Genomic DNA, 25,570 nt, shown 5'->3' on the forward strand with positions numbered 1-25,570 from the left:
ACCCGGTCTCCCTTGAATTTGCCGCCGGGGCGTGGTCTCAACGCCTCCTGTCGTCGCGCCAGATCGGCGCGGCACCGCCTCCAAAACCCCGGCAGAGCTCACCCGATGGCCCGCAGGTTTTCCGCTCCCTACCAGTCGGAGCCCGTGTCCAGCCTCGCCAGCTGGGCGCGCAATCTGGCCGTGTTCGCGGTGGTGGCGGTGGCGGTGTCGATCCTCGTCGTCCGGTTCGGCTTCCTGGAGCCGAAGCCGGCGCTCGCCACCTTCTTCGGCGGCCTCGCCATCGCCGCGCTCTCGATCCTGTTCGGCCTCGCCGGCTTCGCCGCGATCTGGCAGAACGGCTCGCGCGGCATGGCGCGCATCCTGCTCGCCTTCTTGATCGACGGCATGATCCTCGCCTACCCGGCCTATCTCGGCCTGCAATACCGCAAGCTGCCGGCGATCCACGACGTCACGACCGACCCGATCGACCCGCCCCGCTTCGACGCGCTGGCGCGCCTGCGCACCGGTGAAGGCGCCAATACCGCGGTTTATGCCGGCCTCTATTCGGCCGAGCAGCAGCGCCATTTCTATCCCGATATCGAGCCGATCGAGCTCGAGATCCCGGTCGACCGCGCCTATGCGATCGCACTCCAGATCGTCAACAAGCGCAAATGGCTCGTCATCGACGAGCGCGCGCCGCAGCCGCCGCGCCGCATCGGACGCATCGAGGCGGTGGCGCGCACGCCGATCATGGGTTTGCGCGAGGACATTTCCATCAGGGTCGTGCCCGACGGCGACGATTCCCGCGTCGATATCCGCTCCGCCTCGCGGTATTTCGAGAGCGACTTCGGCAGCAACGCCGCCCGCGTCACAAAATTCATCGACGATCTCAACACCGCCGCCGATGCGGACGCGCTGAAGCCGGTGAAGAAGACCCCGGTGACGCCGCCGAAGGCACCGGCGAAGACGGTGAAGAAGTGACGGTGAGCTAGGCTCCCGCCATCCGGTATGTCCCGCCAATCACGGGATCGCCATCCGTCGCCACCACGCCGCGGGCGACCAGATCTTCCAGATGCGCCAGCACGGAATAGCCCGCGGCCGTCGTCAGCCGTGGATCGATGCCGATATAGATCGCACGCACCATGGTCGGGATGTCGGCCTCGCCCTTGGCGAGACGATGCAGGATAGAGGCTTCGCGCGCCTTGCGGTGGCGGATCAGGAAACGCACGAAACGCGGACCATCCGGTATCTCGGGGCCATGGCCTGAGAAATAGAGATCCTCCTCGCGGGCGGCCAAGCAATCGAGCGATTCCATGTAGTCGATCATCGACCCGTCGGGCGGCGCAACGATCGAGGTCGACCATCCCATCACGTGGTCACCGACGAAGTTGAATTTTCGCTCGGGCCAGGCGAAGGCGAGATGGTTGGCGGTATGACCCGGCGTCGCCACCGCCTCGAGGCGCCAGCCCGCGCCCTCGACGACGTCGCCATGGGCGATCCTGATATCGGGCGCGAAATCGCGATCGACGCCGGATTCCGGATTGTGCTTCTCGCTCTCGAAGCGCGGGCGCGAGGCGCGGTGCGGGCCCTCGGCATAAACAGGCGCGCCGGTCGCCTGCTTGATCCGCGCGGTGTTCGGCGAATGGTCGCGGTGGGTGTGGGTGACGAAGATGTGGCTCACCGTCTCGCCGCGCACGGCATCGAGCAACGCGGCCGCATGCGCCGCATCATCAGGACCGGGATCGATGATCGCGACGTTGCCCGTGCCGACGATGTAGCTGACTGTACCGCTGAAGGTGAACGGGCTCGGATTGTTACAGAGCACGCGCCGCACGCCGGGGCGGACTTCCTCGACGATTCCGGCTTTGAGTGGAAAGTTGCGGTTGAACGGGACGTCGTCGTTGTCGGACATGGCTTCTTCTTTGTTCTTTGACGTCATTCCGGGATGGCCCGTCAGGGCCAGACCCGGAATCTCGATGGAACAGGAATAATGCGGCCCGAGATTCCGGGTTCGCGCTTCGCGCGCCCCGGAATGACGGATGACCTCGTCAGAAAAACGCCTGAATGCCCGTGATGGCGCGGCCCAGGATCAGGGCGTGGACGTCGTGCGTGCCCTCGTAGGTATTGACCGTCTCGAGGTTATGGACGTGGCGCATCACGTGGTACTCGATCGAGATGCCGTTGCCGCCGTGCATGTCGCGCGCGACGCGGGCGATGTCGAGCGCCTTGCCGCAATTGTTGCGCTTCATGATCGAGATCATCTCGGGGGCGAACTTGCCCTCGTCCATCAGGCGGCCGACGCGAAGCGAGCCCTGGAGGCCGAGCGCGATCTCGGTCTCCATGTCGGCGAGCTTCTTCTGGACGAGCTGTGTCGCGGCCAGCGGCTTGCCGAACTGCTTGCGGTCGAGCGTGTACTGGCGGGCGCGGTGCATGCAGTCCTCGGCCGCACCCAGCGCGCCCCAGGAAATGCCGTAGCGGGCGCGGTTGAGGCAGCCGAACGGGCCCTTGAGGCCGGAGACGTTGGGCAGCAGCGCGTCTTCCGGAACCACGACACCGTCCATCACGACTTCGCCGGTGATGGAGGCGCGCAAGCTGAGCTTGCCGCCGATCTTCGGCGCGGAGAGGCCCTTCATGCCCTTCTCCAGCACGAAGCCCCGGATCTGGTTGTCATGCGCGGCCGACTTGGCCCAGACCACGAACACGTCGGCGATCGGCGCGTTCGAGATCCACATCTTGCTGCCGGTCAGGCGGTAGCCGTCCGAGACCTTCTCGGCGCGGGTCTTCATCCCGGCCGGATCGGAGCCGGCATCGGGCTCGGTCAGGCCGAAGCAGCCGACCCACTCGCCGCTGGCGAGCTTCGGCAGGTATTTCTTGCGCTGGTTCTCGTCGCCATAGGCGTAGATCGGGTACATCACCAGCGAGGACTGCACCGAGTTCATCGAACGATAGCCGGAATCGACCCGCTCGATCTCTCGCGCGACCAGGCCGTAGGCGACGTAGCTCGCATTGGCGCAGCCATATTCCTCGGGCAGCGTGATGCCGATCAGGCCGAGTTCGCCCATCTCGTTGAAGATCTCGCGATCCGTCGTCTCTTCGAGATAGGCCTTGGTGATGCGCGGCAGCAGCTTGTCCTGGGCGTAGGCGCGCGCGGTGTCGCGCACCATGCGCTCGTCTTCGGTAAGCTGCTCGTCGAGCAGGAACGGATCGTCCCACTGGAAAGAAGCCGCAGCCGGCTTGTCCTTGGTCTGAGGGCGCACGCTCATGAAACGTCCTTTCGCGTCTGGTTCCGTCAACAATTGCCCGACAAAGTAAAGCGCCGCGGCAACAAGTTCAATTGCATCCTGGTTTCGGTCATTCCGGGCTCGCGCAACGGCGCGCGCCCGGAAACGACGTCGTCAGATTTCGAGCAGCTCGTTGGCGACGATCTCGATGCCGAAGCCCGACAGGCCCTTGTAGTCGTGCACCGAGGAGGTGAGATGCCGGATCGAGGTGACGCCGAGATCGCGCAGGATCTGCGCGCCGACGCCGATCTCGCGCCACTGGCGGTTGCGGTCGGCCTCCGTCGACGTCTCGTCGGGCAGCGGAGCCACCGGCACGCCGGCAGCGCCGTCGCGCAAGTAAACCAGCACGCCACGGCCGGACCTCTCGAAATGCTCGAGCACGGCCGCCATGCGCTTGTGCCCGGTGAAGATGTCCTTGACGATGTTCGGCTTGTGGAAGCGCGTCAGCACGTTCTTGCCGTCGCCGACGCCGTTGTAGACGAAGGCGACGTGGGCGATGGAATCGAACGGCGAACGATAGGCATAGCCCTGCAAGGGGCCGATCGGGCTGTCGGTGACGAAGGTCGAGACCCGCTCGATCAGCTTCTCGCGCACCTGGCGGTAGGCGATCATGTCCGCGATGGTGACGTGCTTGAGCTTGTGCTGGGCGGCGAAGCGGGCGACCTGCTCGCCCTTCATCACGCTGCCGTCGTCGTTCATCAGCTCACTGATGACGCCGACCGGCGGCAGGCCGGAGAGCTTGCAGAGGTCGACGGCGGCCTCGGTATGGCCGGAGCGCAGCAGCACGCCGCCGTCCTTGGCGATCAGCGGGAAGATGTGGCCGGGCCGGGCGAAATCGTTGGCGCCGACATTGGGATTGGACAGCGCGCGGCAGCACGAGGCGCGCTCCTCGGCGGAGATGCCGGTGCCGCCGTCGGGCTTGTAGTCGATCGAGACCGTGAACGCGGTGGTATGCGCGGAATCGTTGTGGGCGACCATGGGATCGAGCCGCAGGCGGCGCGCGTCCTCCGTGGTCACGGGCGCGCAGACGATGCCGGAGGTGTGGCGGATGATGAACGCCATCTTCTCGGCGGTGCAGAGCGAGGCCGCGACGATCAGATCGCCCTCGCCCTCGCGGTCCTCATCGTCGGTGACGACGACGAGCTCGCCCCTGGCAAAGGCCTGCAAGACTTCCTGGACGGTATCGGGCATTTCCCAATCTCTATCGGTTATGGGCCGGAGGCTTAGCCGGACGCCTTAGCCGGACTTGGCCCCAAGCGCTAGTGTCCTGGACGCAACCGCATATGCCAGATGGCCGTCAGGGCGGCGGGTCTCAGGCTTGCACCGAAGATACCAGGGATATAGGCGCACAAACCCCGGAAGGAAGACGGCCGGACGCCGTCAGGGCAGCACCTCTCTCCGCTCGCCGAGCCGCAGGTCGAGCTCGGCGCGCTTATCCGCGAGCAGGCCGGCCTGGGCGGCCTCAATCACGGTAAACAGCTCGTGGGCGTCGCTGAGTCGGGTCACGGTGACGTAACTGGCACCGGCCTCGTAGAGCTCGCCGACATCCGACAAAAGATCGGCCGTAGCCACGATCATGGCGGTCGGGTTGAGGGTGCGGACGTGGCGGACCAGCTTCTCGTTGCTGGCGCCCTTGAGAAGCGCATCCGGCACGCTGAGGATGATCATCTCGGACTTGCCGACGCCGGCATGGAGCAGCGTGTCCGCGCTGCTGATGTCGCCATAGATCACGTGCAGGCCGCGTGAAAGCAGGGTCTGGTACACATTGGGGTTGAAATCGACCACGGTGATCTGCTCGAGCAGCACCGGCGCCTGCCGTTCGATCTCGGCCAGCAGCGCGCTCGCTGCGCGGAAAAAGCCCAGGATGACGATGCGGCGGGCCTCGCCATGGCCGCCCTCGTGGCCCTCCTCGGCATGGCCATTGCCGTGATCGAGATCGCGCAGGCCGATCCGCTTCAACGGGCCGATCGCCCAGCGGGCGATCTCGTCGCTGCGCGTCATCACGAAGGTCGAGAGCACGGCCAGCACCACGAAGGCGAAGGAGGCCGCGTTCGCCGTTTCGGCTGCGATGTGGTTGTCGGTGACGCCGGTCTGGATCACGACCAGCGAGAACTCGGAGATCTGCGCGAGGTTCAGGGCCGGCAACAGGCTGGCACGCAGCCCCTGCTTCATCAGGTAGAGCGGCGTGAAGGTCGTGACGAGCCGGCTCACCACCGTGAACGCCGCGATCATCAAGGCAAGCCCGATCACGGAGAGGCCGGGCACGGGAATGGTCATGCCGAGCGCGACGAAGAACAGCGTGATGAAGAAGTCGCGCAGCGTGGTGACCTTGGCGGTGACGTCGAGCGCATAGGGAAAGGTCGAGAGCGAGACGCCGGCGATCAGGGCGCCCATCTCGCGCGACAGCGACAGCCGCTCCGCGGTCTCGGCCACGAGGAAGCACCAGGCGAGCGCGCCGAGCAGGATCAGTTCGGGGCGGCGGGCGATCTGGTGGAACAGGCGCGGCAGCACATAGCGGCTGACCAGCAGCGCGGCGGCGACCAGCACCGCGACGCGGCCGATCGAGAGCAGGATGACGCTCACTTGCAGATTGGCAAGACTCGGCTGCACCGCCAGGAACAGGATGGCGAAGATGTCCTGGAGCACCAGCACGCCGAGCGTGATGCGGCCGGGCAGCGTGTCGAGCTCGCGCTTCTCGTAGAGCACCTTGACGATGATGACGGTGCTCGACAGCGCGCAGGCGATACAGAGATAGACCGCATCGAAATGCCCGCCGCCGAGCGACAGGCCGATGCCGGCGAAAAACAGGACCCCGAGCAGGCAGCCGCCGAGCAGCTGGCCGCCCGCCGCGAACAGGATCACCTTTCCCGCCCGCACGATCTTCTTCAGGTCGATCTCCAGCCCGATCATGAACAGCATGAAGATCAGGCCGAGCTCGGAGATGACGCTGATCGATTCCTGCGATTTGACCCAGCCGGCGCCGAATGGACCTATGCAGAAGCCGGCGATAAGGTAGGCCAGGATCAGCGGTTGCCGGGAGAAATGGGCGAGCAGGCCCAGCATCCAGGCAAACAGGATACAGAGAGTGATGTCGCGAATAAGCTCATGCATGCCAAATTGGTCCGTTTTGCCGCACCCTAGAGACAGGTTGCGCCGCGGCAAGCGAGCAATTCGTCACATGCGGATCGTGCTCTGGCTGATAGCCGTGCTAGCTCCGTTCGCGTTCGCCTTGCCGGCCGCGGCGCAATCCAAGGTCAATATCGAACAAAGCTTTGCCGATTCGCTCACTGTGCTGCCGAAGGAGGAGCTCGCCGTCGCCGGCGGGTTCTATGTGCCGGCCTATTCCAGCGTCGCGATGAGCCAGGGCAAGCTGCGCGTCGACTTCTCGGTGACCTTGAGCGTTCACAACGCCTCCGAGAGCCAGCCGCTGGTGGTCAACCGCATCGCCTATTTCGACACCGCAGGCAAACAGGTCGAGAGCTATCTGAAAGCGCCGGTGGCCTTGAAGCCCCTCGCCACCGTCTCGATCTTCATTCCGACCGATGACGTGCGCGGCGGGACCGGAGCCAATTTCATCGTCGACTGGGCGGCAACGGGCGAGATCGCCGAGCCGGTGGTCGAGGCCTTGATGGTTGGCGGCGTCGCCAATGCGCATTACGCTTTCATCAGCCAGGGCCGTCCGACCCGGACGGCCACAAAGAAGTAGAGACCGACCGACCCGGACGGTCAGCAAGACGTAAAGCAGGTCGGCGCAAAGCCGGCCGCTCAACAAGAACAAAACGAGGAACGCTCCCATGACGTCCAGCTTCGATTTCGCGCCCCTGTTTCCCGCAGGGCTGCCGGCCCCTTCCGCGCGCTGGACGGGCCTTGCCAAATACAGCTTTGTCGGCGGCAACAATGATTCCGAGCAGGTGCCGCTGGATGAGCTGATCGAGGCGGCCAACCTCGCCCTGCAACGCGAGGGCCGATCGCTCGCCACTTACGGTCTGGCGCACGGGCCGCAAGGCTACCTGCCGCTGCGCGAATTCCTCGTAACAAAACTGAAGCGCGATGCCGGCATCAACTGCACGGTCGACGATCTCCTGATCGTCTCGGGCTCGCTCCAGGCGCTCGACCTCGTCAACAATACGCTGCTCGCCCGCGGCGATACCGTGATCTTCGAGCAGGACAGCTATCAGGGCTCGCTGAACCGTCTGGCACGGCTCGGCGTCAACGTAGCAGGCATTCCGCTCGACGCGGACGGCATGCGCATAGACGTGCCGGCCACGACGCTGGCCGATCTGAAGAGCCGGGGCATCCGGCCAAAATACATCTACACCATCCCGACGGTGCAGAACCCGACCGGCAGCATCATGCCGGAGAGCCGCCGCGCCGAGCTGGTGCGGCTCGCGGCCGAGTATGGCGTGCCGATCTTCGAGGATGACTGCTATGCCGATCTCGTCTGGTCGGGACAGCGGCCGCCGGCGATTTATGCGATGAGCCCGAACGGCGGCGTGATCCACATCGGTTCGTTCTCGAAATCGATCGCGCCGGCGCTGCGCGTCGGCTTCATCGTCGCGCCCTGGGATGTGATGTCGCGGATGCTGTCGCTGAAGACGGATGCCGGCTCCGGTGCGCTGGAGCAGATGGTGCTGGCGGCCTATTGCAAGCCGCATTTCGCAAGCCACGTGCCGGCCCTGACGAAGACGCTGCGCACCAAGCTCGATACGCTGATGGAAGCCCTCAATGAGCAGTTCGGAACGGCGGCGGAGTTCGAGGAGCCCAAGGGCGGCATCTTCCTGTGGGTGAAGCTGCCCGACCAGGTCGATACGCTGAAGCTCTATCAGGCCGCGCTTGCCGCCGGTGTCTCGATCAATCCGGGGCCGGAATGGTCCACCAGCAAGAGCCATTCCAGCTCACGCCTGCGGCTGTGCTTTGCCAGCCCGACGCATCAGCAGATCCGCGAGGGCGTCGCCGTGCTGGCCGAGGTCTGCCGCAAGGAGTTCGGCGTGCCGGCCCGCAGCGCCAATGTGGAGAAGCGGGCTTAACGCCTCGTCAAGCCGCCTGGGGCTGGCTGCCGTGGATCGCGGAGGCCAGCCGCAGCAACAGGACGATCGAGACGTTGCCCTTGCCGGCCTCAATCTGGGCGATATAGCGCTCGGAAATCCCGGAGCGGCGGGCCAGCTCCCGGCGCGAGAGGTCGCAGCGCGTGCGCGAGGACTTCAAGCGGTCGCCCAGCTCGGCCAGAAACGCGGTCTCCGAATAAGGCGGCACGGCACAGCTCCCCGGCAGCACTTCGCCCGCAAAATCCATGACTTGATTCAGCATTGGTCTATCCACGTTCGCCTTCGGGAGCAGCCATCCTACCCCCGATACGGCCGGCCTCATTGACGCGGATCAAATTCGCGAGCGATCGGCGGCTGGCGTGGACGACCGCGGGCGGGATGCTACACTTTGGAATTCTTCGAGGTGGGGCCTTTCAGGACATGACGCGTTGGTTGAGCCGCTGGACCACGGCGGCGGTGGTGTGGGTCGCGTTCACGTCCACGGCCGGTGCCGAGACGCTTGCGGCGACGGTCGAACAATGGGGCCTGCTCGGCTCATGGGCGGTCGATTGCGCGGCCCGGCCCGACCGCGACAGGGGGGCGCTCCTGACTTACGAGATCCAGAAGGACGGCCGGGTGATGTACCGGCGCAATTTCGGCGAGGCCAAGGACGAGAACGAAGTCGTGTCCGCCACGGTCAACGCCGAGGGCCTGCTCAATGTGATGGTGTACTTTCCATCGCTGCATCAGACCCGCGAGTTCGGGCTGCTGCTGGCCAAGGACGGCAGCCTGCGCGCGATCTACAATCGCAGCGAGCGCGGCGCATATACGATCAGGGACGGCAAATACGTCGCCACGGGCGCGCCGACCCCTGCGCAGCAACGCTGCGATTGAGCATCTGAACATCCGTTCAGAATTCTCTGCCAGTTCCTCCGGAACGTTCGCGCGAATGCGCGGTTCTCATGTGCATTGAGTTGGAGGAGGACATCATGAAGAAGCTTGGTTATGTGGTTGCTGCTCTCGGCGCGCTCGCGATCATTGCACCGACGATGGCGAGTGCCGAAACGGTGGTGATCAGGAACGGCCACCATGGCTACGGTTACGGTGCCCGCGCCGAAATGCGCGAGCATCGTGATCATGGCTGGCATCGCGGCTGGCACCATCGCGATCGTGTCGTCGTGGTCAAGCGCAGCCATCACCACTGGGACTAACGCGCAACGCAACATCGAAATGGCCCCTCGCGGGGCCATTTCTTTGTGTTCGCGACATGCGCTCGGTCAGTCCCACGCCGGCGCAAAGCCGGGATTGACGCAACGCCTGTCCTTCGGCAGCGCGGCGATCTTGTTGCGGTCGGCATCGTCGAGCATGATCTTCAGCGCATCGAGATTGGCCTGCTGGCTCTCGCGGCGCGAGGCCTTCGGGATCGCCGCAACGCCGCCCTGGTCGAGCAGCCATTTCAGCGCAACCTGTGCAGCGGTCGCGTTGTGCCTGGCGCCGATCTCCGCCAGCACCGGATCGGAGGCAACGCGTCCCTGCGCCAGCGGGCAATAGGCGACCAGCGGGATCGACCTGGCATTGAGATAGGCCAGCACCTTCGATTGATCGAGCATCGCGTGATACTCGATCTGGTTGCAGGCGATCGGCGCCTTGATGTCCTCGACCGCGATCTTGAGCAGCGCCGTGGTGAAATTGGCAACGCCAATCGCCCGCGTGCGTCCCTCCTCCTTCAGCTTCATCAAGGTCTCGAACACCGCGCCCCAGTTCGCGGACCTGGACGGCCAGTGCACGAGATAGAGATCGACATGGTCGAGCCGGAGCTTCTTCAGGCTGGCGTCGAAGGCCCGCCGGATCGCATCCGGCGCCAAATTCTCGTGCCAGACCTTCGTGGTGACGTGCAACTCACCGCGCGGCAGCCGGGCCGCGGCGAGCGCGGCACCGATGGGTTCCTCGTTGGCGTACATTTCAGCCGTGTCGATGTGGCGGTAGCCGATCGACAGCGCGCTCTCGACCGCGGCGCGGCAGGCATCGCCCTGCATGCGAAAGGTGCCGAGGCCGAGCTTGGGCATGCTGATGCCCTGTGTCTTCAGATTGTCCATAAAACAGGCTCCTGACGTATTTCAGCCCGCGAGATGCCCGCGGTGAGGCCGCGGGGACAGACGCTTCGTTGATGGAAACAAGGTGGCGGGAGCGGTCAGTGTAGCGCGGGAGACGCGGAGCGGCCAATCAAGATCGGGTTAGCGTCGGCGCACTGAGTGCCTCCCCAACGTCATGACCGGGCTTGACCCGGTCATCCACGACTTGCCCCTTGGCACGCAGAACGTGGATGCCCTGGACAAGCCCGGGCATGACGAACCGGCCTCACGAATGCTGCGCGACCACGGCCGGGCGCGCCTGCGACTGCGGCACGATGTCGACCGACCAGAGGTCGCGGTTGTCGACGTCTTTCAGCGTCACGGTCATCACGCCGCTCGCGCCATCGATGTCGACGCGGCCGAAGAACTGCAATCCGAAGCAGGGCGCGAGGTTCTCGCCCTGCGCTTCGCTGCATCCGTTCTGGTACATCGCGACCGGACCAAAAGTGTCGTCGAGTTCGCCCGGGCCCCAGGTGCCGGCATGCAGCGGGCCGGAGACGAACTCCCAGAACGGTTCGAAGTCCTGGAATTGCGCCCTGTTGGGATCGTAGTAGTGCGCGGCGGTGTAGTGCATGTCGGCGGTGAGCCAGACGACGTTGCGCACGCCGGCGCGCCTGATGGAGCCGAGCAGATCGGCGATCTCGTGCTCGCGTCTATCAGGCGGCCCATTGCCGAGCGCGACCGCATCGAGACTGATCAGGCCGATCGGCAGGTCGGCGGCGATCACCTTCCAGGTCGCGCGCGAGGCGGCCAGCTCCCGCTTCAGCCAGGCCAGCTGCTCGGCGCCGAGAATCCAGCCGCGATGGTCGGCGCCCTTGTTCCAGGTCTCATCCCGAAAACTGCGCATGTCGATCATGAAGACGTCGAGCAGCGGACCGTAAGCGATCTTGCGATAGACCCGCCCCTGCCGTGCGCCGATGTCGCGGATCGGCATGAAGTCGAAGAAGGCGCGGCGGGCGCGCGCGACCAGGCGCGGCGTGCCGTCGTCCTCATATCCGGCCTCGTCATAGCTGCCGGACGGTGACCAGTCGTTGGTGACCTCGTGATCGTCCCACTGCGCGAACATCGGCACATTCGCGTGGAAATCGCGAAAATGCGCATCGAGATGATTGTATTTGTAGTTGCCGCGAAACTGCGCCAGCGTGCGCGCGACCTCCGATTTTTCCTCCGTGACGATGTTGCGCCAGGTCTCGCCGCTCGGCAGCTTCTGCTCGGATGGAATCGTGCAGTCGGCGTAGATATGGTCACCGGAGTGAATGAAGAAGTCAGGGCGATTGTCGAGCATGGTGCGATAGCTGCGATAGCCGCCGCGCGAGATGTCGATGCCCCAGCCCTGCCCCGCGGTGTCGCCGGACCACAGGAACGAGATCGATTGCCCTGCGGCCGGCGCAGTGCGGAAATGGCCGACGCGGCTTTCGCCGGCGATGCCGGTCGCGATGTCATCGAAGCGGACGCGATAGAAGATGTCCTGCCCCGGCGGCAGATCGCTCAGCAGCAGCTTCGAGGTGAAGTCGGCGTCCGGCCGCGTGTCGCCGGAGGCCGCGGCAATGATGGTCTTGAAACTCTCGACGGTCGAGCATTCCACCTGCATGCGCGCGGCCCGATCGGCGCGCGCCCAGATCACGGCGGAGCCGTCCGAGACGTCGCCGGACTGGATGCCGCCGGCGATCCGCGGGCGGTCGGCGGCACGGCTGATGGATGGCTTTGCGAGCGCGGCCAAGGCGAGGCCGGAGGTGGAGCGGACCAGGAATTGCCGCCGGGTCCATGCGCGCGGGGCGCGGAGCGTTGCCATTCAGGAGACCTTCGTCGAATCGCGACGGAAGGTGCCTGCGCTCCTTGACTCCTACCCTTACGGTTTCTTGACTCCGCGCCGACGGTTTTGCGACGCGGGGATGACGGGTGAGATGCAGCCCCGAGCGCGGTGCGCTCCCTCGCCCCGTTCTTACGGGGTCGGGACGAGCTTTGCTCGCCCTGAGAGGGTTGGGGTGAGGGGCCTCTCTCCACAGGTGAGATCATCGATAGACCTGTACTCCCTCACCCGGATTGCTTCGCAATCCGACCTCTCCCCGCAAGCGGGGCGAGGTGAAGAAGGCGCGTCGTCGCGGCTAACGCTGCCAGTTGCAGATGCCGCCGGAGCGGCAAGGCCAGGTCTGGATGCGGGTATCCCTCGCCTGCGCATCCAACGGATTGCCGTGGCGATGCGCGAGCTTGGTCCGGGCCGCACCACGCGGCTGCGCGGCCTTGACGTGCGCGGCCTTCGGTTCGGCCACGTGCACGCGTTCGGCCGCGACCTTCTTCGGCACGTCAACCGGCTCGGCACGGGCCTGCGCCTCGTTGCCGCCGCGGGCCTCTAACGCGACCGGTGCGAACCGCGTCTCCGGCCCGAGCCGCTTCGGCGACAACACCGCCTTGGACAGATCGAGACCGAAATATTCATCGGGCTTATAGTCATCAGCGCGCGATGCGCCGCCCCATGCGAGCACGAGGGCAACGGCAACAGCAAAATGAACGCTCTTCAGGACCACGGACGCCTCCTGAAATTGATTTATTAAAGGGGTAATTTGCCCCTATTTAGGAAGCCTCGCGCGCAATTCCAGCGGTCAAGTCCCACCGTGGTTAAGAAGTTCGGCGGTGTTCAGGCGACCTTTCGTGTCGCACCCGTCCCGTCCAGGAACCCCATCAGGCGGCCGCGGATGATGGTTTCCGCCTCACTCATGATGCGATCGACGAGTTCCTTGCAGGAGGGGATGTCGTGGATGAGGCCTGCGACCATGCCGCAGCTCCAGGCGCCCGCATCCATCTGCCCGTCCAGCATGATCCTGGGATAGACGCCCGCGACCTGGTCGTGGATGTCGTCAATGGTGAGCTTGTCGCCCTTCTCGCGCTCGATCTCGAGCAAACGATCGACATTGGCGTTCTTCAGGACGCGTTCGGTGTTGCGCAAGCTCCGCATGATCAGACGGGTGTCGAGCTCGGTGGCGGCGACCAGCGCGTTCTTCACGTTCTGATGCACCGGCGCTTCCTTGGTCGCGATGAAGCGCGTGCCCATGTTCATGCCGGCCGCGCCCAGCGACAGCGCCGCGACGAGGCTGCGCCCGTCAGCCATGCCGCCGGAGGCAACGAACGGGATCTTCAATTCCTCTGCCGCGCGCGGCAGCAGGATCATGTTCGGAATGTCGTCCTCGCCGGGATGGCCGCCGCACTCAAAGCCGTCGACGCTGACGGCATCGCAGCCGATCCGCTCGGCCTTCAGCGAATGGCGAACTGACGTGCATTTATGGATCACCTTGATGCCAGCCGCCTTAAGTGCCGGCATATACTGTTCCGGGCTGCGACCCGCAGTCTCCACCGCCTTGACGCCGCCTTCGACAATGGCCGCGATGTATTCCGGATAAGGCGGTGCCGAGAAGGCCGGCAGAAACGTGAGGTTCACGCCGAACGGCTTGTCGGTCATGTCGCGGCAGCGCGCGATCTCTTTCGCCAGCAGCTCCGGTGTCTTCTGCGTGAGGCCGGTGATGATGCCGAGCCCGCCGGCATTCGAGACGGCGGCAGCCAGCTCGGCAAAGCCGACGAAATGCATGCCGCCCTGGATGATGGGGTGCTCGATGCCGAACAGTTCGGTGATCGCGGTCTTCACGTAGGCTTCCTCCCGGATTTCGGTTTGCTTGGGATCAGTCTAGCCGCAGTCTCGTGCCGCGGTCACCATTTCTCTCCGAAGGGCCGGATCTCCATCTCGAATGTCCAAGCGCTCTTCGGCTGCTGGTAGAGCTGCCAATAGGAATCGGCCACGGCCGACGGCGGCATCAGCAGGTCGGGATTGTCCAGCGCGTTCGGGCCGAGCGCTTCGAGCCGGCGCAGCCGCACCCACTCGGTGTCAACACCGGAATCGATGATGAGATGGGCGACGTGGATGTTCTTCGGCCCAAGCTCGCGCGCCATCGCCTGCGCCACCGCACGCAGACCAAACTTTGCGCTGGCGAACGCGGCAAAGCCGCTGCCGCCACGCAAGGAGGCCGTTGCGCCAGTGAAGAAGATTTTGCCGCCGCCGCGCGGAAGCATCAGCCGCGCAGCTTCCCGGCCTGCCAGGAAGCCGGAATAGCAGGCCATCTCCCAGACTTTACGGAACACGCGCTCGGTGGTGTCGAGGATCGGGAAATTGACGTTGGCGCCGACGTTGAAGATGCAAACTTCCAGCGGCGCGTGCTTGTCGGCGTCATCGAGGAAGGAGATGACCTCTTCCTCCTTGCGCGCATCGAGCGAGCGCGCGTGGATTTCGCCACCGGCGTCCTCGATGTCCTTCACCAGCGGCGCGAGCTTGTCGCCGTTGCGGCGCCCGGCGAAGATCGAAAAACCTTCGGCGGCGAATTTCTTCGCGATTTCGGAGCCGATGAAATCGCCGGCCCCGATCACGGCAGCTGTCGCGTTTCGCTTGGACAAGGTCGCCTCCTCCGGTGCGGATATGTTTGGAGCAAAGGCTATAGTTCTAAAATAGAACTGTCAAATTGCGAGGCAGAATGCTAGTCTCATGTGCAAATTGCACTGATCATTCAAGTCAGTTCCTTTTTCTGACTTACTACGCCTGCGTCGGAGACCGTATCATGAAGTGGGACACGCTGGACGAAGAGTCCTGCTCGCTCTCCCGCACCGTCGCCGTGGTCGGCGACCGCTGGACGCTTCTGATCCTGCGCGAATGCTTTTTGCGCGTGCGACGGTTCGAGGGATTCCAATCCTCGCTCCAGATCACACGGCATCTTCTGTCGGAGCGGCTGAAGAAGCTGGTCCGTTTCGGCATCCTGCGCCGCGTCCCCTATTCCGAGGCGCCCAAGCGCTACGAATACATCCTGACGCAGAAGGGCCTCGACCTCTACCCGATCATCATGGCGATGGTGCATTGGGGCGACACCCACATGGGCGACGAGCGCGGTCGCCCGGTGCTGCATGAGCACAAAACTTGCGGCAAGCTGTTCGACCCGGTGATGGTGTGCTCGGAGTGCGGCGAGGTGCTGCATGCAAAGCAGGTGCATGTGCATGCGGGGCCCGGGCGGAGGGAAACGGTGGACTGAGCGGCGCTGGCGCGCGCAGCACTGCCGCCGTGAGATCATCGGCACGGTTGACGATCACGGGCGAAAGCGCGGTGCGATGCCGCGCGCTTCATTCGTGATACTTTCAGCCTCGGCGCACCTTGGTCAGTGCGTCTTGGTGGTTTGCCATTTTTCCAGATCCGGCTTCGCCTCGCCCGATCGCTGCTCCTTCTCCGGATTTCCCTTCCAGGGCTTGTCCGTCTGGGCGTGCGATCCCCAATCGTTCTGATGACGGGGATCGTCGGTCGGCTTTTCCTTGCTCATCGGATCTCCTCTGGTGCGGGGCCTACGCGAAGGGAACGCCATAGTAGGAGTTGATGCCGCGAACCGCCGCATCGTCACCCCAGTTCCAATCGCTCTGCTCACCATATTTCGGCGCGCCTTGCAGCTCCTTGGCTGTAACCCCCGTCACGTAGCCACCGAGATCGGTGTCGTACTTCAGGGACTGCCAAGGCAAGGGATAGTGGTCATTGCCGACGCCCAAAAATCCACCGAAGCCGAGCACCGCGTGGGACACCTTGCCGCTGATCTTGTCGATCATCACCCGCTCGATCGAACCGATCTTGTTGCGATCCGCGCCATAGACCGACGTTCCCTCGACCCTGTCGCTGCCGATCAACCGGCCCATTTCGCTGCGGTCCAATTCGCGTTGATTCAACATCTCATTTCTCCACTCAGCCAGTGCGTGGACCAACCGGTTCCGATTGTGATCGTTCCAAATTGGGTTCGGTCCGGCGACTCACCAGGAACATCGCCGGAAACGAGCGGTTCTCTGAGTCTTTAAAGGAAATGAGCCATGAGCGACTTTCGCGACATCCAGCACGGCGTCAACGATCCCGTCGATGGGCTCGACGTGAAGCGGCACATCAACTCCACCCAGACACCGCATGAGCGTGCGCTGCACCATGCCGACGTACGGTCAGCGCCGTCGGCCTCGCCGGAAGAACCGTTCCTGCCGGAGCGATTGCGGCGCAAGCCGACCGACCCCATCAATCCGCGTACCGGCCGCAATCCGGCCGACTAGCCGGGCTGCTGCGGCAATGGACGCTGGCGAAACCGATCCACAAGCGCAGGATGCGGGCACGGCAATGACCGAACAGGTCCTGCGCTTCATCGCTGGGTGGGCACCATCGGCGCATTCGTCGCTGCCGTCGCAACCTGGGCCGCGGTCTCCGTGTCGATCTGGTGGCTGAGGCGAAAGCTTCACATCGCTTCCCGACGCTCAACGTCCTGATGCCGGCCGCGGTCAGCGAGGCACCAGAGCTTCCCGCGGCATCAGGAATTCAAACATCTCGGCCGCGGTCTGAAGCTGCTCGATGCGCGCGGCAACGGAATCGCGCTGAACGCCGACCGGCAAGCTCGCAAGCTCATGCTCGAGCCGTAGCCTGTGCGCGTCGAGACGTTGCGCGAATGTGTGGGGCTCAGACCGTCTTCGCATCGTCCGTCCTCGGGGGTTGCAGGCCCGGGCTGTTGGCCCAGCGCTCGACTTGCTCAATGACCTTCTGATGGCTTGGACGCACCGGCCTTTGTGCTTCGCGTTCCTCAGAAAGCTTGCGGGGTAACCTGACCTCGTCCGTCATGACGCATCTCCCTTTCCCTATGAGAATGCGCCTCCGCGCGAATCGTTTCAACTAACCTATTGATTTATTTAGACTATATTGCTCAAATGGCGCTTTTTTGGACTCCTGTGGAACTCGCGGCAAGTTGGCCGGTTTAGCAAATTACTCATCTTGCTCAATTTGCGTGATTGACCATGAACGACCTTCGCGCCGAGCGGCTCCAAGTCATGCTTTCCCCGGAAGAGCTGGCCGCAGTGGATGATTTCCGGTTCAAGCACCGCATGCCAACGCGTGCCGCAGCGGTACGCGAACTGCTCAAATTCGGACTCGCAGCCGCGGGCATCGAGACGAGCATCGACCCGTCAACGGGCGTCAAATCAAGCGAGTTTGGTGTATTTGGCCGGGGGCCAGACGGACACGCCCCGGGAAAATCCGAGAACGACGCCGAGGATTGATTCGATCGACCTCGCAAGACAAAACGACCCCGGCACAGTGGGGTGCCAGGGCCGTCCTTGGAGATTGCTTCCGGCGCACCGGGGGCATGACAACCGGAAGCAATCCGTCGACTCTTCGCGCAGGGATTCGTTCCTTGCGAGAACTAGCCTGTCGGGGCGTCGCCGGAATCGTCCGGCATCACGCCGGATCCAGGCGTCTTGTTGTTGTCGTTGAGCTTGGGATCGCGGGTCGCCTCACGCGACGGCGAGCCCTTCGAGCCCGTCTTGTGCGAGCCCGTCTTGTGCGCGGTCTGCGCGCGCTGCTTGTCGCGCGGTTGATCCTCCGCGCGCTGATCCCTGACGATACCGTGGTCGGAATGCGCCATGATGTCCTCTCGCTTCTCCAGATGTCCTGAAGCGCTTACGCACCGGCGCGTCGAATGTTCCGGTTCAGGCGAGAGGCCGCGGCGCTAGCTATGCGCCGCATGCACCGCAGCCGATGCATTCTCCATATGCACCTGCCGCACCGTCGTCACCGTCGCGAACGCCACCGAGACGCCAAAAGCGAGAATGAGTGAAAGAAGAGCAAGACGCGGAGCCATTGCAAAATCTCCTTCTGGAATCGAAAATCAACGCGATTGACTGTTCCCGAATGATCCTGGATTGGTCACTTGCATTCCGTGCGCGGCGTCACACCCAAACGAGAGCGCCTATGCATCCTGCTTTTGGGAGGCACGGGTCGTTACGGGCGGAATTTCGCCATCAAGCCAGTCCTGTTCTGTCGCGAGCGCGGTCCAGGCGTCTGCCATGCGCAAATAGCGCTTATAGGCAGGTTGCCCTTCCGCCCGCTCGGCGAGTTGCAAGCAGTTGTCGGCGTTGTCCCTGTAAATGTCAGACTGTTTCATGAATCATGACGTGGGGACGGAACTGTCGCGTCGCAACCGCCCTTACCGGATCGTAACGTTCAGGGAACCTTGCACGCCATCGGTCATTGATATCGATGCGAGTTCTTGTCGCGATCATCCTGATGTTCATCAGCACCGCAGCGCTTGCCGATAGCACCGGCGAGCGAAGGCCGGGCGAACGCGTGCCGACGGCGACCGATGTCATCAACGGCCTCTACGCGTTCAGCCGCTTCCAGCAGGGCCTGCTGGAAAGCACCGACCTGAAGGGCAACGCGGAGATGAAGAACCTCGCCGCCCTGCGCGCCGAGGAAGCGGCGAAACGCGACAAAGCGTTGAAGGACATACAAGAGGCGATCGGCGCTGAGCCGCGCGTCGGCAAGACAACGGCGAGCACAGGCGTCGCCGAGCCAGACAATTCGGACGGACCGGCCTACGTCCGAACCTTCTATGCCGCGCAGATCCCTGAATATGAATCCACCATTGGCCTGCTCGAGCACTATCTCAAAGCTCCCGACAACGCCGCACTGGCCGCCTTTGCCCACGGCCAGCTGCCGGTGCTGCGTTCGCAGATGAAGGATGCTGAGCGGACGATGGCAGACAAATAGCCCCTTTCGTCCTTCGTCCGCCGCCGCCCGTGGTGCCGCCCCGCCGATTGGCAGGCAAGTGCCAGCAGAGGCGGCGAACTGGCGCAAAATTCTTTTGGAACCGTTTGGAACCAATCGGCTTTTTCTTCGTTGCTGTGGTCGGGCTGAGCAAAGCAGGTTCCATTTCCTCGCGCCGCAACCTTGGCGCTTGATTTCGAATTAGGCTGACGCTCTAGTTTGACTAATTGCGTCACGCCTAAGATTCGGCCGACGCTTGCGGGGGAATCAGTATGAGCGACCTCGATCCCGGATCTGCATCACGCTCCGGTCGTCGCGTCCCAAAGCCAAAAATCAACGGTACGTCGGAGCCCGATTCCCGGCCGGAATTGCTCCTCGCCTTACAGGCCATGCGTAGCGGCGATTTCTCCGTGCGTATGAGTGGCGACTATCTCGGCATCGACGGCAAGATCGCCGACACTTTTAATGAAATCATCGCCGCCAACCAGCGCATGGCGCAGCAGCTCGAGCTGGTCGGCCAGGTGGTGGGACGCGAGGGCAAGACCCGGCAGCGTGTGAAGTTCGGCCTCGCCTCCGGCTCCTGGGCCGACATGGAAGGCTCCGTCAACACGCTGATCGACGATTTGCTGTGGCCGACACGCGAGGTGACCCGCGCGGTCGCGGCGGTGGCGCAAGGCGACCTGCTCCAGACCGTCAAGCTCGACGTCGATGGCCGTCCGCTCCGCGGAGAATTCCTGCAGTCGGCGAACATCGTCAACACCATGATCAAGCAGCTCGGCGTATTCACCTCCGAGGTGACGCGCGTGGCGCGCGAGGTCGGCACCGAAGGCAAGCTCGGCGGCCAGGCCCAGGTGCCCGAGGTGACTGGCGTCTGGAAGGATCTGACCGAGAGCGTCAACTCGATGGCGAACAACCTGACCAACCAGGTTCGCAACATCGCCGAGGTGACGATCGCGGTCGCCAACGGCGACTTGTCCAAGAAGATCACCGTCGACGTCCGCGGCGAGATCCTTCAGCTCAAGGAAGCCATCAACACGATGGTGGACCAGCTCCGCTCCTTCGCCTCCGAAGTGACGCGCGTGGCGCGCGAGGTCGGCACCGACGGCAAGCTCGGCGGCCAGGCGATCGTGCCCGGCGTCGCCGGCACCTGGAAGGATCTCACCGACTCCGTGAACGCGATGTGCGGCAACCTCACGGCTCAGGTCCGCAACATCGCCAACGTCACCACCGCCGTGGCGCGCGGCGACTTGTCCCGCAAGATCACGGTGGACGTGCGCGGCGAAATCCTGGAGCTGAAGGACACCATCAACACCATGGTGGACCAGCTCAACTCCTTCGCCTCCGAAGTGACGCGCGTCGCACGCGAGGTCGGCACGGAAGGCAAACTCGGCGGCCAGGCCCAGGTGCCCGGTGTGGCCGGCACCTGGAAGGACCTCACCGACAACGTCAATTTCATGGCGTCGAACCTGACCGCGCAGGTCCGCAACATCGCCGACGTCGCCACCGCCATCGCCGGCGGCGACCTCTCCAAGAAGATCACCGTGAACGTGTCCGGCGAGATCCTTCAGCTGAAGGAAACGCTCAACACAATGGTGGACCAGCTCAACGCCTTCGCCGGCGAAGTCACGCGCGTCGCGCGCGAGGTCGGTACCGAGGGTCGGCTCGGCGGTCAGGCGAACGTGCTCGGCGTCGCCGGCACCTGGAAGGACCTCACTGAAAGCGTCAACTCGATGGCGTCGAACCTGACCGCACAGGTCCGCAACATCGCCGAGGTGACGACGGCGGTCGCCGGCGGCGACTTGTCGAAGAAGATCACCGTGGACGTGCGCGGCGAGATCCTCGAGCTGAAAGACACCATCAACACCATGGTGGACCAGCTCAACGCCTTCGCCGGCGAAGTCACGCGCGTCGCCCGCGAGGTCGGCACCGAAGGCAAGCTCGGCGGCCAGGCCCAGGTGCGCGGCGTCGCCGGCACCTGGAAGGATTTGACGGACAGCGTCAACTCGATGGCCTCGAACCTGACGGGTCAGGTCCGCAACATCGCCGAAGTCGCCACCGCCGTGGCCAAGGGCGACCTGTCGAAGAAGATCACCGTGAACGTGTCGGGCGAAATCCTTCAGCTGAAGGAAACGCTCAACACCATGGTGGACCAGCTCAACGCCTTCGCCGGCGAAGTCACGCGCGTCGCCCGCGAGGTCGGCACCGAAGGCAAGCTAGGCGGCCAGGCCGAGGTGCCCGGCGTCGCCGGCACCTGGAAGGACCTCACCGACAGCGTCAACTCGATGGCCGGTAACCTCACCGCCCAGGTCCGCAACATCGCCGAGGTCGCAACCGCGATCGCCGGCGGCGACCTGTCGCGCAAGATCACGGTGGACGTGCGCGGCGAGATCCTTCAGCTCAAGGACACGCTGAATACGATGGTCGACCAGCTCAACCGCTTCGCGGGCGAGGTGACGCGCGTGGCGCGCGAGGTCGGCACCGAGGGCCGGCTCGGCGGCCAGGCCAACGTGCCCGGCGTCGCCGGCACCTGGAAGGACCTCACCGACAGCGTGAACTCGATGGCGGGCAACCTCACCGCCCAGGTCCGCAACATCGCCGAGGTCACCACCGCCGTGGCGCGCGGCGACCTCTCGCGCAAGATCACCGTCGACGTGCGCGGCGAAATCCTCGAGCTGAAGAACACCATCAACACCATGGTGGACCAGCTCAACGGCTTTGCCGGCGAAGTGACACGCGTCGCGCGCGAGGTCGGCACCGAAGGCAAGCTCGGCGGCCAGGCCGAGGTGCCCGGCGTCGCCGGCACCTGGAAGGACCTCACCGACAACGTCAACTTCATGGCCTCGAACCTGACGGCCCAGGTCCGCAACATCGCCGAGGTCGCGACCGCGATCGCCGGCGGCGACCTGTCGAAGAAGATCACGGTGGACGTGCGCGGCGAGATCCTGCTGCTCAAGGACACCCTGAACACCATGGTCGAGCAGCTCCGCTCCTTCGCCGCCGAAGTGACGCGCGTGGCGCGCGAGGTCGGCACCGAGGGCCGGCTCGGCGGTCAGGCCGTCGTGCCCGGCGTCGGCGGCACCTGGAAGGACCTCACCGACAACGTCAACCTCCTGGCTGCGAACCTCACCACGCAGGTCCGCAACATCGCCGAAGTGACCACGGCCGTGGCCCGCGGCGACCTGTCGCGCAAGATCACCGTCGACGTGAAGGGGGAAATCCTCGAGCTGAAGAACACCATCAACACCATGGTGGACCAGCTCAACGCCTTCGCCGGTGAAGTCACCCGCGTCGCGCGCGAGGTCGGCACCGAAGGCAAGCTCGGCGGTCAGGCCGCGGTGCCCGGCGTTGCCGGCACCTGGAAGGACCTCACCGACACCGTCAATCTGATGGCTGCGAACCTGACCGAGCAGGTGCGCGGCATCGTCAAGGTGGTGACCGCGGTCGCCAACGGCGACCTCAAGCAGAACCTGACGATGAAATCGCGGGGCGAGGTGGCGGCGCTCGCCGACACCATCAACAACATGACCGAGACGCTCGCGACCTTCGCCGATCAGGTGACGTCGGTGGCGCGCGAGGTCGGCGTCGAGGGCCGCCTCGGCGGCCAGGCCAACGTGCCCGGTGCGGCCGGCACCTGGAAGGACCTCACCGGCAACGTCAACCTCCTGGCGGCCAACCTCACCTCGCAGGTGCGCGCAATCGCGGAAGTGGCGACCGCCGTGACCAAGGGCGACCTGACGCGGTCGATCCAGGTCGACGCCCGCGGCGAAGTCGCGGAATTGAAAGACAACATCAACACGATGATCACGAACCTCCGTCTCACGACGGACGTGAACACCGAGCAGGACTGGCTGAAGACCAACCTCGCGAAATTCACCAACATGCTTCAGGGCCAGCGCGACCTCGCCACCGTCGGCCGGCTGCTGCTGACCGAACTGTCGCCGCTGGTGAACGCGCATACCGGCGTGATCTACCAGGTCGAGAACGAGGAGAATCCACAGCTCCTGCTGCTCGCCTCCTACGCCGGCGACGGCATCTACCCCTACCAGCGCGTACTGCCGTTCGGCGACGGCCTGATCGGCCAATGCGCGCTCGACAGGCGGCCGCGCGTGGTCGCGGATATTCCCTCCGACGTGGTGCCGATCAACTCGGCGCTGTTCCGCGTCGCCCCGAAGAACCTCGTGGTGCTGCCGGTGCTGTTCGAGGGCCAGGTCAAGGCCGTGATCGAGCTCGCCTCGCTGACCTCGTTCACGACCTCGCAAATGACCTTCCTGGAGCAGCTCACCGACTCCATCGGCATCGTGCTCAACTCGATCGAGGCGACGATGCAGACCGAAGGCCTGCTCAAGCAGTCGCAGCAGCTGGCCGGCGAGCTTCAGACCCAGCAGCGCGAATTGCAGCAGACCAACGACCAGCTCGAGCAGAAGGCGCAGCAGCTCGCCGAGCGCAACGTCGAGGTCGAGCGCAAGAACCAGGAGATCGAGCAGGCCCGCCGCGCGCTCGAGGAGAAGGCGACCGAGCTCGCGCTGACCTCGAAGTACAAGTCCGAATTCCTCGCCAATATGAGCCACGAGCTGCGCACGCCGCTGAACTCGATCCTGATCCTCGGACAGCAGCTCACCGACAACCCGGACGGCAACCTCTCGGCCAAGCAGGTCGAATTCGCCCGCACCATCCACGGCGCCGGCACCGACCTGCTCAACCTCATCAGCGACATTCTCGATCTCTCCAAGATCGAGTCCGGCACGGTGACGGTGGACGCCGAGGAAATCCTGACCGCGAACCTGCTCGAAACCGTCGGGCGGCCGTTCCGGCACGAGGCGGAAAACCGCAACCTGTCATTCAAAATCGACGTCGACCCGAACCTCGCGCGCAGCATCGTCACCGACTCCAAGCGCCTGCAACAGGTCCTGAAGAACCTGCTTTCCAACGCCTTCAAGTTCACCGCCGAAGGCGAAGTGCGCCTGAAGGTCGGCGGTGCGCTCGGGGGGTGGGGCACGGATCACCCGGTGCTGAACTCCGCGCCGGCCGTGATCGCGTTCGAGGTGTCGGATACCGGCATCGGCATTCCCCTGGAGAAGCAGAAGCTGATCTTCGAGGCCTTCCAGCAGGCCGACGCCGGCACCAGCCGCAAATACGGCGGCACCGGCCTTGGCCTCGCCATCAGCCGCGAGCTCGCCAGCCTGCTCGGCGGCGAAATCCATCTGCGCAGCGCACCGGGCAAGGGTTCGTCCTTCACCCTTTATCTGCCGTTGAAATATTCCGGCCCGACACTTGCGCCGCGCGCCACGCCACAGCAATACAGCCAGCCGCCGGCGCTGCAACCGACGGCGCCCGAGCAGCGCGTCATCGAGCAGCTTCCCGACGACCGCCTCAACCTCGAACCCGGCGACAGCATCCTCCTGATCGTCGAGGATGACCCGCATTACGCACGCGTGCTGGTCGATCTCGCACGCGACAAGGGTTTCAAGGTGCTGGTTGCGGCCCGCGGTGCCGAGGCGCTGGAACTTGCCAAGCAATACCAGCCGAGAGCGGTCTCGCTCGACGTGTTCCTGCCGGACATGCTCGGCTGGACCGTGCTGAGCCAGCTCAAGCACAATCCGCTGACGCGCCACATCCCCGTGCAGATCATCACGCTCGACGAGGACCGCCAGCATGCGCTGGCGCGCGGCGCCTTCTCCTTCGTCAACAAGCCGACGACGACCGAAGGGGTTTCGGCCGCGCTAACGCAGATCAAGGAATATGCGCGGCCGCGACGCAAGCGGCTGCTGATCGTCGAGGACAACGAGGCCGAGCGGCTCTCGATCCGCGAGCTCCTGCATCACGACGACATCGAGATCGTGACGACCGACACCGGCGCAGGCGCACTCTCGACGCTGCGCGAAGCGCCCTGCGACTGCGTGGTGCTGGACTTGAGATTGCCGGACATGAGCGGCTTCGAGGTGCTGGACCAGATCCGTCACGACGAAGCACTTTCGAACATTCCGGTCGTGGTGTTCACCGGCCGCGAGCTCTCGGCGGAGGAAGATGCCGAGCTCCACACCATGGCGCGCAGCATCGTGGTCAAGGGCGTAGAATCGCCGGAGCGCCTGCTCGACGAGACCGCGTTGTTCCTGCACCGCGTGATCACGGAACTGCCGGTCGAGAAGCAGCGCATGCTGGAGAAGCTGAACAGTTCCGACGAGGACCTGATCGGCAAGACCGCGCTGCTCGTCGACGACGACGCCCGCAACATCTTCGCGTTGTCGAGCGTGCTGGAACGGCGCGGCATGAAGGTGCTGACGGCGACCACCGGCCGAGAGGCGGTAACGCTGGTCGAGTCCAATCCGGAAATCGCCATCGTCCTGATGGACATCATGATGCCTCAGATGGATGGATATCAGACCATCGGCGTGATCCGCGAGAACCCGGCCTTCTTGCGCCTGCCGATCATCGCGCTGACCGCCAAGGCGATGAAGGGCGACCGCGAGAAATGCCTGGAGGCCGGCGCGTCCGACTACCTCGCCAAGCCCGTCAACACCGATCAATTGCTGCTTGCGATCCGCATGTGGCTGCACCGCTGAGCTGGATGCGCGA

Annotated in this window: 27 protein-coding genes; 10 read left to right on the forward strand and 17 right to left on the reverse strand. The window is 64.5% G+C overall.

The window, feature by feature from the left end; all coding sequences use genetic code 11:
• Positions 1-105: 105 nt before the first annotated feature.
• Positions 106-960 (forward strand): DUF1499 domain-containing protein, encoded by an 855-nt coding sequence (locus tag EI171_RS35050; protein ID WP_161536025.1) that lies wholly within the window; start codon positions 106-108, stop codon positions 958-960.
• A 7-nt stretch (positions 961-967) separates the two neighbouring features.
• Here EI171_RS35050 and EI171_RS35055 read toward each other — a convergent pair whose 3' ends face one another.
• From EI171_RS35055 to EI171_RS35070, 4 genes are all read right to left on the reverse strand, one after another.
• Positions 968-1,891, reverse strand: a complete 924-nt coding sequence (locus tag EI171_RS35055; RefSeq protein WP_028175354.1) for an MBL fold metallo-hydrolase — start codon at positions 1,889-1,891, stop codon at positions 968-970.
• A 136-nt stretch (positions 1,892-2,027) separates the two neighbouring features.
• Entirely contained in the window at positions 2,028-3,242 is a 1,215-nt protein-coding gene (locus EI171_RS35060; RefSeq protein ID WP_011085402.1) for an acyl-CoA dehydrogenase, read from the reverse strand.
• 132 nt (positions 3,243-3,374) lie between these two features.
• The gene (gene ribB, locus EI171_RS35065; protein WP_011085401.1) at positions 3,375-4,451 is read right to left on the reverse strand and encodes a 3,4-dihydroxy-2-butanone-4-phosphate synthase; all 1,077 of its coding nucleotides are present in this window, start codon (positions 4,449-4,451) and stop codon (positions 3,375-3,377) included.
• A 189-nt stretch (positions 4,452-4,640) separates the two neighbouring features.
• Positions 4,641-6,371, reverse strand: a complete 1,731-nt coding sequence (locus EI171_RS35070; protein ID WP_060910913.1) for a cation:proton antiporter — start codon at positions 6,369-6,371, stop codon at positions 4,641-4,643.
• Between the two features lie 67 nt (positions 6,372-6,438).
• Between EI171_RS35070 and EI171_RS35075 the strand changes: the two genes are divergently transcribed.
• Both EI171_RS35075 and EI171_RS35080 read left to right on the forward strand, forming a co-directional pair.
• Positions 6,439-6,966, forward strand: a complete 528-nt coding sequence (locus EI171_RS35075; RefSeq protein ID WP_161536026.1) for a DUF3124 domain-containing protein — start codon at positions 6,439-6,441, stop codon at positions 6,964-6,966.
• A gap of 88 nt (positions 6,967-7,054) precedes the next feature.
• Positions 7,055-8,287 (forward strand): PLP-dependent aminotransferase family protein, encoded by a 1,233-nt coding sequence (locus EI171_RS35080; RefSeq protein ID WP_161536027.1) that lies wholly within the window; start codon positions 7,055-7,057, stop codon positions 8,285-8,287.
• 7 nt (positions 8,288-8,294) lie between these two features.
• On the opposite strand, the gene EI171_RS35085 is transcribed toward EI171_RS35080, so the two are convergent.
• Positions 8,295-8,567, reverse strand: a complete 273-nt coding sequence (locus EI171_RS35085; protein ID WP_028175357.1) for a helix-turn-helix domain-containing protein — start codon at positions 8,565-8,567, stop codon at positions 8,295-8,297.
• A gap of 158 nt (positions 8,568-8,725) precedes the next feature.
• Between EI171_RS35085 and EI171_RS35090 the strand changes: the two genes are divergently transcribed.
• A complete protein-coding gene (locus EI171_RS35090; protein ID WP_038965896.1) occupies positions 8,726-9,178 on the forward strand; it encodes a hypothetical protein in 453 nt (150 codons plus the stop codon).
• Between the two features lie 95 nt (positions 9,179-9,273).
• Entirely contained in the window at positions 9,274-9,495 is a 222-nt protein-coding gene (locus tag EI171_RS35095) for a hypothetical protein (protein WP_028175359.1), read from the forward strand.
• A gap of 66 nt (positions 9,496-9,561) precedes the next feature.
• Here EI171_RS35095 and EI171_RS35100 read toward each other — a convergent pair whose 3' ends face one another.
• The 5 genes from EI171_RS35100 to EI171_RS35120 all read right to left on the reverse strand — a co-directional run bounded on the left by EI171_RS35100 (position 9,562) and on the right by EI171_RS35120 (position 14,853).
• Entirely contained in the window at positions 9,562-10,380 is an 819-nt protein-coding gene (locus EI171_RS35100) for an aldo/keto reductase (protein ID WP_011085395.1), read from the reverse strand.
• 262 nt (positions 10,381-10,642) lie between these two features.
• Positions 10,643-12,208, reverse strand: a complete 1,566-nt coding sequence (locus EI171_RS35105; RefSeq protein ID WP_161536028.1) for an alkaline phosphatase — start codon at positions 12,206-12,208, stop codon at positions 10,643-10,645.
• Positions 12,209-12,521: 313 nt separating this feature from the next.
• A complete protein-coding gene (locus EI171_RS35110; RefSeq protein WP_161536029.1) occupies positions 12,522-12,941 on the reverse strand; it encodes a hypothetical protein in 420 nt (139 codons plus the stop codon).
• Between the two features lie 110 nt (positions 12,942-13,051).
• The gene (locus tag EI171_RS35115; RefSeq protein ID WP_011085392.1) at positions 13,052-14,053 is read right to left on the reverse strand and encodes a nitronate monooxygenase family protein; all 1,002 of its coding nucleotides are present in this window, start codon (positions 14,051-14,053) and stop codon (positions 13,052-13,054) included.
• 62 nt (positions 14,054-14,115) lie between these two features.
• Positions 14,116-14,853, reverse strand: coding sequence for an SDR family oxidoreductase (locus EI171_RS35120; protein WP_161536030.1), 738 nt, complete (start codon positions 14,851-14,853; stop codon positions 14,116-14,118).
• Positions 14,854-15,014: 161 nt separating this feature from the next.
• On the opposite strand from EI171_RS35120, the gene EI171_RS35125 reads away from it, so the two are divergent.
• Positions 15,015-15,479 carry a helix-turn-helix domain-containing protein gene (locus tag EI171_RS35125; RefSeq protein ID WP_161536031.1) on the forward strand — a complete coding sequence of 155 codons (465 nt, stop codon included), beginning with the start codon at positions 15,015-15,017 and terminating at the stop codon, positions 15,477-15,479.
• Between the two features lie 123 nt (positions 15,480-15,602).
• Here EI171_RS35125 and EI171_RS45035 read toward each other — a convergent pair whose 3' ends face one another.
• On the reverse strand, positions 15,603-15,761 hold the full coding sequence (locus tag EI171_RS45035) for a hypothetical protein (protein WP_165448145.1): 159 nt from the start codon (positions 15,759-15,761) through the stop codon (positions 15,603-15,605).
• Between the two features lie 22 nt (positions 15,762-15,783).
• Positions 15,784-16,158: a PRC-barrel domain-containing protein gene (locus EI171_RS35130; protein WP_161536032.1), complete on the reverse strand. Its 375-nt coding sequence runs from the start codon at positions 16,156-16,158 to the stop codon at positions 15,784-15,786.
• A gap of 135 nt (positions 16,159-16,293) precedes the next feature.
• Here EI171_RS35130 and EI171_RS35135 point away from each other — a divergent pair, with 135 nt between their 5' ends.
• Positions 16,294-16,521, forward strand: a complete 228-nt coding sequence (locus EI171_RS35135) for a hypothetical protein (RefSeq protein WP_161536033.1) — start codon at positions 16,294-16,296, stop codon at positions 16,519-16,521.
• 222 nt (positions 16,522-16,743) lie between these two features.
• Here the strand turns inward: EI171_RS35135 and EI171_RS35140 are convergent, their stop codons facing one another.
• Complete coding sequence (locus tag EI171_RS35140; protein WP_060910906.1) at positions 16,744-16,935, reverse strand: hypothetical protein; 192 nt, start codon at positions 16,933-16,935, stop codon at positions 16,744-16,746.
• Positions 16,919-17,077, reverse strand: a complete 159-nt coding sequence (locus tag EI171_RS45040) for a hypothetical protein (protein WP_165448144.1) — start codon at positions 17,075-17,077, stop codon at positions 16,919-16,921. The genes EI171_RS35140 and EI171_RS45040 overlap by 17 nt, the downstream gene beginning before the upstream one ends.
• A gap of 173 nt (positions 17,078-17,250) precedes the next feature.
• Here EI171_RS45040 and EI171_RS35145 point away from each other — a divergent pair, with 173 nt between their 5' ends.
• Positions 17,251-17,511 (forward strand): hypothetical protein, encoded by a 261-nt coding sequence (locus EI171_RS35145; RefSeq protein WP_028175367.1) that lies wholly within the window; start codon positions 17,251-17,253, stop codon positions 17,509-17,511.
• 143 nt (positions 17,512-17,654) lie between these two features.
• On the opposite strand, the gene EI171_RS35150 is transcribed toward EI171_RS35145, so the two are convergent.
• The 3 genes from EI171_RS35150 to EI171_RS35155 form a co-directional block, all read right to left on the reverse strand.
• Entirely contained in the window at positions 17,655-17,876 is a 222-nt protein-coding gene (locus EI171_RS35150) for a hypothetical protein (RefSeq protein WP_011085387.1), read from the reverse strand.
• A gap of 84 nt (positions 17,877-17,960) precedes the next feature.
• On the reverse strand, positions 17,961-18,092 hold the full coding sequence (locus EI171_RS46490; RefSeq protein ID WP_256380402.1) for a hypothetical protein: 132 nt from the start codon (positions 18,090-18,092) through the stop codon (positions 17,961-17,963).
• Positions 18,093-18,200: 108 nt separating this feature from the next.
• Entirely contained in the window at positions 18,201-18,395 is a 195-nt protein-coding gene (locus EI171_RS35155) for a hypothetical protein (protein ID WP_028175368.1), read from the reverse strand.
• A 95-nt stretch (positions 18,396-18,490) separates the two neighbouring features.
• On the opposite strand from EI171_RS35155, the gene EI171_RS35160 reads away from it, so the two are divergent.
• Both EI171_RS35160 and EI171_RS35165 read left to right on the forward strand, forming a co-directional pair.
• On the forward strand, positions 18,491-19,000 hold the full coding sequence (locus EI171_RS35160) for a DUF4142 domain-containing protein (protein WP_161536034.1): 510 nt from the start codon (positions 18,491-18,493) through the stop codon (positions 18,998-19,000).
• A gap of 269 nt (positions 19,001-19,269) precedes the next feature.
• Positions 19,270-25,557 carry a HAMP domain-containing protein gene (locus tag EI171_RS35165; RefSeq protein WP_161536035.1) on the forward strand — a complete coding sequence of 2,096 codons (6,288 nt, stop codon included), beginning with the start codon at positions 19,270-19,272 and terminating at the stop codon, positions 25,555-25,557.
• Positions 25,558-25,570 lie beyond the last annotated feature (13 nt).

Source organism: Bradyrhizobium sp. LCT2, assembly GCF_009931255.1.
GTDB lineage: Bacteria > Pseudomonadota > Alphaproteobacteria > Rhizobiales > Xanthobacteraceae > Bradyrhizobium > Bradyrhizobium diazoefficiens.

Bases quoted from the DNA above. Each gene is read 5' to 3' on its own strand.
- EI171_RS35050 (WP_161536025.1), top strand. From the start codon at position 106: ATGGCCCGCAGGTTTTCCGCTCCCTACCAGTCGGAGCCCGTGTCCAGC.
- EI171_RS35055 (WP_028175354.1), bottom strand. From the start codon at position 1,891: ATGTCCGACAACGACGACGTCCCGTTCAACCGCAACTTTCCACTCAAA.
- EI171_RS35060 (WP_011085402.1), bottom strand. From the start codon at position 3,242: ATGAGCGTGCGCCCTCAGACCAAGGACAAGCCGGCTGCGGCTTCTTTC.
- ribB (WP_011085401.1), bottom strand. From the start codon at position 4,451: ATGCCCGATACCGTCCAGGAAGTCTTGCAGGCCTTTGCCAGGGGCGAG.
- EI171_RS35070 (WP_060910913.1), bottom strand. From the start codon at position 6,371: ATGCATGAGCTTATTCGCGACATCACTCTCTGTATCCTGTTTGCCTGG.
- EI171_RS35075 (WP_161536026.1), top strand. From the start codon at position 6,439: ATGCGGATCGTGCTCTGGCTGATAGCCGTGCTAGCTCCGTTCGCGTTC.
- EI171_RS35080 (WP_161536027.1), top strand. From the start codon at position 7,055: ATGACGTCCAGCTTCGATTTCGCGCCCCTGTTTCCCGCAGGGCTGCCG.
- EI171_RS35085 (WP_028175357.1), bottom strand. From the start codon at position 8,567: ATGCTGAATCAAGTCATGGATTTTGCGGGCGAAGTGCTGCCGGGGAGC.
- EI171_RS35090 (WP_038965896.1), top strand. From the start codon at position 8,726: ATGACGCGTTGGTTGAGCCGCTGGACCACGGCGGCGGTGGTGTGGGTC.
- EI171_RS35095 (WP_028175359.1), top strand. From the start codon at position 9,274: ATGAAGAAGCTTGGTTATGTGGTTGCTGCTCTCGGCGCGCTCGCGATC.
- EI171_RS35100 (WP_011085395.1), bottom strand. From the start codon at position 10,380: ATGGACAATCTGAAGACACAGGGCATCAGCATGCCCAAGCTCGGCCTC.
- EI171_RS35105 (WP_161536028.1), bottom strand. From the start codon at position 12,208: ATGGCAACGCTCCGCGCCCCGCGCGCATGGACCCGGCGGCAATTCCTG.
- EI171_RS35125 (WP_161536031.1), top strand. From the start codon at position 15,015: ATGAAGTGGGACACGCTGGACGAAGAGTCCTGCTCGCTCTCCCGCACC.
- EI171_RS45035 (WP_165448145.1), bottom strand. From the start codon at position 15,761: ATGAGCAAGGAAAAGCCGACCGACGATCCCCGTCATCAGAACGATTGG.
- EI171_RS35130 (WP_161536032.1), bottom strand. From the start codon at position 16,158: ATGTTGAATCAACGCGAATTGGACCGCAGCGAAATGGGCCGGTTGATC.
- EI171_RS35135 (WP_161536033.1), top strand. From the start codon at position 16,294: ATGAGCGACTTTCGCGACATCCAGCACGGCGTCAACGATCCCGTCGAT.
- EI171_RS35140 (WP_060910906.1), bottom strand. From the start codon at position 16,935: ATGCGAAGACGGTCTGAGCCCCACACATTCGCGCAACGTCTCGACGCG.
- EI171_RS45040 (WP_165448144.1), bottom strand. From the start codon at position 17,077: ATGACGGACGAGGTCAGGTTACCCCGCAAGCTTTCTGAGGAACGCGAA.
- EI171_RS35145 (WP_028175367.1), top strand. From the start codon at position 17,251: ATGAACGACCTTCGCGCCGAGCGGCTCCAAGTCATGCTTTCCCCGGAA.
- EI171_RS35150 (WP_011085387.1), bottom strand. From the start codon at position 17,876: ATGGCGCATTCCGACCACGGTATCGTCAGGGATCAGCGCGCGGAGGAT.
- EI171_RS46490 (WP_256380402.1), bottom strand. From the start codon at position 18,092: ATGGCTCCGCGTCTTGCTCTTCTTTCACTCATTCTCGCTTTTGGCGTC.
- EI171_RS35155 (WP_028175368.1), bottom strand. From the start codon at position 18,395: ATGAAACAGTCTGACATTTACAGGGACAACGCCGACAACTGCTTGCAA.
- EI171_RS35160 (WP_161536034.1), top strand. From the start codon at position 18,491: ATGCGAGTTCTTGTCGCGATCATCCTGATGTTCATCAGCACCGCAGCG.
- EI171_RS35165 (WP_161536035.1), top strand. From the start codon at position 19,270: ATGAGCGACCTCGATCCCGGATCTGCATCACGCTCCGGTCGTCGCGTC.